The sequence below is a fragment of the Kitasatospora sp. NPDC057518 genome (genome assembly GCF_042802075.1).
Classification (GTDB): Bacteria; Actinomycetota; Actinomycetes; order Streptomycetales; family Streptomycetaceae; genus Kitasatospora.
In genome coordinates, this window is the sequence record NZ_JBHVEU010000586.1 from 1 (window position 1) to 4,664 (window position 4,664).

At 71.2% G+C, this 4,664-nt stretch carries 3 protein-coding genes; 2 read left to right on the forward strand and 1 reads right to left on the reverse strand.

Annotation, left to right across the window (positions count from 1 at the left end; genetic code table 11):
- Positions 1–77: 77 nt before the first annotated feature.
- Complete coding sequence (locus ACFU7Z_RS36575; protein ID WP_380782364.1) at positions 78–2,312, reverse strand: transglycosylase domain-containing protein; 2,235 nt, start codon at positions 2,310–2,312, stop codon at positions 78–80.
- 367 nt (positions 2,313–2,679) lie between these two features.
- Here ACFU7Z_RS36575 and ACFU7Z_RS36580 point away from each other — a divergent pair, with 367 nt between their 5' ends.
- Positions 2,680–3,033, forward strand: coding sequence for a UBP-type zinc finger domain-containing protein (locus tag ACFU7Z_RS36580; RefSeq protein ID WP_117488836.1), 354 nt, complete (start codon positions 2,680–2,682; stop codon positions 3,031–3,033).
- A 266-nt stretch (positions 3,034–3,299) separates the two neighbouring features.
- The gene (gene aspS, locus ACFU7Z_RS36585; protein ID WP_380782366.1) at positions 3,300–4,607 is read left to right on the forward strand and encodes an aspartate--tRNA(Asn) ligase; all 1,308 of its coding nucleotides are present in this window, start codon (positions 3,300–3,302) and stop codon (positions 4,605–4,607) included.
- Positions 4,608–4,664: the final 57 nt, after the last annotated feature.

A 4,664-nucleotide genomic window follows, 5' to 3' on the forward strand; every position in this document is an offset into this window, starting at 1 on the left:
CGAGCCGGTGCTCGACGGGGCGACGTGCGGGGTGACGTGCGAGGCGATGTACGGGGCGACGCGCGGGGAACGCGGCGTCAGGGCTGCTGGTCGTTCTCGGTGGTGGTCGCCGGGCCCGCCGGGGCGGTCGCCTGGCCCCCGGGGGCGCCGGTGCCGGTGCCGGACGGGGTCTTGTTCGGGTCGGTCCGGGGGGCCGGGTCGGGGATGTCGGCCATCGGCAGGGACTGCTTGGGGGTGCCGCGCAGGGCCTGGTTCATGGCGTCCCGCCAGATCGGGCCGGGGCCGTCGGCGCCGAACACCTCGGCCCGGTACTTCCCGTTGATGGTGATGTTGCGCATCTCGACGCCGCCCTGGGGGCCGCCGATCCAGACGGCGGTGGCGAGTTGCGGGGTGTAGCCGTTGAACCAGGCGGCCCGCTTGCGGTCCGAGGTGCCGGTCTTGCCGGCGATCTGCCGGTTGTCGTCCAGGCTGAGCGCCGCGCCGGTGCCGTTGTTCTCGGTGACGCCGTTCAGGACGGTGTTCAGCGCCCGTGCCGTCGAGTCGGAGAACGCCTTCTCGCACTGGGAGGACGGGACGGGGACGTCCTTGCCCTCCACGGTGGTGATCCGGTTGATGGCGACGGGGGCGCAGTGGGTGCCCTGGGCGGCGAAGGTCGCGTAGACGTTGGCCATGGTCAGCGGGCTCATCTCCTCGACGCCCAGGGCCATCGCGGGGACCTCCTCCAGGGGCTTGCCGCTGGCCTTGGTGGTGATGCCGAGCTTGTTAGCCATCTGCTTGACCGCGCAGAGGCCGATCTCCTGCTCCATCTGGATGAAGTAGGTGTTGACCGAGAGGGCCATCGCCATCTTCAGCTGGTACGGGCCCTTCTCGCTCGCGGACTCGTTGGGCACCACGGTCCTGGGCCGGGCCTCGTTCTTCCAGGTGCCCTCGCAGGTCTTCATCGTCGGGTACTCGAGCTTGTTCGGGGACGAGTACTCCTGGGTCGCCGGCAGGCCCGCCTCCAGGGCCGCGGCCGCGACGACCGGCTTGAAGGTGGAGCCGGGCTGGAAGCCGTTGCCGCCGCCCATCGCCGCGTCGACGTTGAGGTTGACGACGGTCTGGTTCTGGTTGGTGTCCAGGCCGTACGGGCGGGTCTGGGCCATGGCGAGGATCTTGCCGGTGCCGGGTTCGACCATGGAGGCGGCGGCGGAGACGCTGTCCGTGACCCGGACGTTGCTGCTCACCGCGTTCTGGGCGGCGGCCTGCTTCTCCGGGTCCAGCGTGGTGTAGATGTTCAGGCCGCCCTGGTTCCAGAACTTCTTGCGCTCGTCGGAGCTCTGGCCGAAGGCCGGGTCCTGCTTGACCACGTGGCGCACGTAGTCGCAGAAGAAGCCCATGCCGGCCTGGGCGGTGATGCAGCCGTTCTGCGGCGCCTTGTAGTTCAGGCCGAGCGGGGCGGCCTTCGCCTCCTTCGCCTGCTCGGCGGTGATGTGCTTGTTCTCCAGCATCTTGTCGATGACGGTGTCGCGGCGGTTCTGCGCGGCCTGCGGGTGCAGCTTCGGGTCGTACTGGGACGGGTTCTGCACCAGCCCGGCGAGCGTCGCCGCCTCGGCGACGGTGAGGTCCTTGTTGCTCTTGCTGAAGTAGCGCTGGGAGGCGGCCTCGACCCCGTAGGCGCCGTTCCCGTAGTACGTGATGTTGAGGTAGTTGGTGAGGATCTGCTCCTTCGGCACCTCCTCCTCCAGCTTGATCGCGACCTTGAGCTCCTGGATCTTGCGGCCCAGGGTCTTGCGCTGGGCCTCCAGGACGGCGTCCCGGTCGTCGCCGGCCTGCTCGACGTTGACGTTCTTGACGTACTGCTGGGTCAGCGTGGAGGCGCCCTGGGAGGCGGTGCCGCTCTCGGCGTTCTTGCTGATCGCGCGGAGGACGCCCTTGAGGTCGACGGCGCCGTGCTCGTAGAAGCGGGCGTCCTCGATGTCGACCTGGGCCTGGCGCATGAACGGCGACATCTGCTCGGCGGTGATGACGGTGCGGTCGCGCTCGTAGACCTTGGCGATCAGGCCGCCCTTGGCGTCGAAGATCTGGGTCGCCTGGGTGAGCGGCGGGGTCTTGAAGTCGGACGGGACGTCCTCGAACCCCTCCGCCGTGCTCTTGGCCGTCAGCCCGATGCCGCCGGCGACGGGTAGGACGAGGCCTGCCAGCAGCACACCGGACACGACGCTCACCCCCAGGAAGGTCGCACCGAGGCGGGCCAGCCGGAGCGGGGCCTTGCGGGACGGCTGGAGGTCCGCGTTCTCGGAGGAACTCCATATCGGGGGGAGGTTCGATTCCATTCCGGAATGCTAACCCTTGGAAGTCTCCGGTCGAACGGTTTTTCGCGTGCGGCTGTCACGGCTCTGCAACAGGCTCCGGGGTCGATTCCCGGGGGGTGAATCGCATACGTACCGAATGAATTCGGGGGAATTCGGCGGCCGGCCTCCGACTCGGTCCGCCCCGCCCCGCCCCCGGCCGCCCTGGTCCGCCCCGTCTGCGGCGCCCCTCCCGTGGCCCGCCCCCTACCAGGTTGATGCCGTGAGCGGGCCGAAAGGTTGCGGCGCCCGGACGGTCAGGTGCCCCGGACGGTCAGGTGCCCCGGACTGGCAGCGCCGCCACGGCCGGGCCAGGCTGGTGGGGACGGACCGCCCAGCCGAGGAGGCAGCTATGACCGGCGAGCCGATCCCGGGAATCGACCCCGCCGCGGTGCCCAGCGGCGACGGCTGCGCGGAGTGCCTGGCCGGCGGCGGATGGTGGTTCCACCTGCGCCGCTGCGCGGCCTGCGGCCACATCGGCTGCTGCGACTCCTCCCCCGCCCAGCACGCGACGAAGCACGCGCGCCAGGCCGGCCACCCGTTCCTGGTCAGCTTCGAGCCCGGCGAGGAGTGGTTCTGGAACCTGGACACCGGCGAGTACTACGAGGGCCCGCCGCTGGCACCGCCCACCGCCCACCCGGTCACCCAGCCCACCCCGGGCCCGGCCGGCCGGGTCCCCGCCGACTGGCAGTCGCAGCTGCACTGACGGCCTCCACCGCGACGGCCACCGCCTGCTCCCCGTACGAGGCGGTCGGCCGACGGCGACCGCACCGTTCCGGCGGCCCCTCGCACCGCGCAGGGGCCGCCGACCCCTGTCCGCCGTCCGCCCGGCCGCCGTCCGCCCGGACACGAGGGAAAACCCCGCGACTCCCACGGGCTTGATCCTCTACGGTGAACGCGCCCAGGGCGGCCGTTTACCGCCCGTCGACGTGGCGCGACCAACGCGCCCGCAAACCCGGGGAGTTCCCTGTCATGACGCGCACCCTTGTCGCCGAGCTGCCCGCGCACCTGGAGGAGACGGTCACCGTCTACGGGTGGGTGAACACGCTCCGACTCCAGCGGCGCATCCAGTTCGTCCTGGTCCGGGACCACACCGGTCTCGTGCAGGTCACCCACCTCCGGGGTGGGGAGGACGACGTCATCGAGGCCGCTTTCGAGGGCGTGACGGTCGAGTCCGCCGTGAAGATCACCGGCCGGGTGGTCGCCAACCCGCAGGTCAAGCTCGGTGGTCTGGAGATCGTCCCGACCCGCGTGGAGGTCGTCTCACCGGCCGAGCCGAAGCTGCCGATCGACGAGAAGACGGGGATCGACCAGCGCCTGGACTGGCGGTTCCTCGACATCCGGCGGCCCTCCCAGCAGCTGGTCTTCGACGTCCAGACGACCGTCGAGCGGGCGATGCGGGAGGTGGCGGCCGAGGAGGGCTTCACCGAGCTGCACACGCCGAAGCTGATGGGGACGGCCTCCGAGTCGGGCGCCGAGGTGTTCGAGGTCGGCTACTTCGGCCGGACCGCCTACCTCGCCCAGTCCCCGCAGTTCTACAAGCAGATGGCCATCGCCGGCGGCATCGACCGGGTCTTCGAGATCGGGCCGGTGTTCCGTGCCGAGCCGTCCTTCACCTCCCGGCACGCCACCGAGTTCACCGGGGTCGACGTCGAGATCGCCTGGGTCGACGGGGTCGAGGACGTGATGGCCTTCGAGGAGCGGATGCTGCACCGCGTCCTGACCGCCGTGGCCGAGCGCCACGGCGCGGCGATCGCCGAGCACTTCGGCACCCGGGTCGTCGTCCCGGAACTGCCGTTCCCCCGGATCACGATGGCCGACGCGCTGGCCCGGCTCCGCGCCACCGGCTGGGACCCGGAGGGCGTCAAGGAGGACCTCGACCCCGAGGGCGAGCGGGCGCTGTGCGGCCTGATCGCCGAGGAGACCGGGCACGAGTTCGTCTTCGTCACCCGCTTCCCGGCCGCCGTGCGGCCGTTCTACCACTTGCGGCCGGAGGACGACCCGACCGTCACCGAGTCCTTCGACCTGCTGTGGAAGGGCGTGGAGATCACCACCGGCGCCCAGCGCGAGCACCGGTACGACCGCCTCGTCGCCCAGGCCCGGGAGAAGGGCATGGACACCGGCCCGCTCTCCGGGTACCTCGACTGCTTCCGCTACGGCACCCCGCCGCACGGCGGGCTCGGTCTGGGGCTCGGCCGGCTGCTGATGCTGGCGCTCGGCCTGCCGTCGATCCGCGAGGCGACGTTCCTCTTCCGGGGCCCGCACCGCCTCGAACCGTAGGGCGTCGAACCGTAGGCGGGGGACCGACAGACGAACGGGCCGCGCCCGAGGAGATCC

Bases quoted from the DNA above. Each gene is read 5' to 3' on its own strand.
- ACFU7Z_RS36575 (WP_380782364.1), bottom strand. From the start codon at position 2,312: ATGGAATCGAACCTCCCCCCGATATGGAGTTCCTCCGAGAACGCGGAC.
- ACFU7Z_RS36580 (WP_117488836.1), top strand. From the start codon at position 2,680: ATGACCGGCGAGCCGATCCCGGGAATCGACCCCGCCGCGGTGCCCAGC.
- aspS (WP_380782366.1), top strand. From the start codon at position 3,300: ATGACGCGCACCCTTGTCGCCGAGCTGCCCGCGCACCTGGAGGAGACG.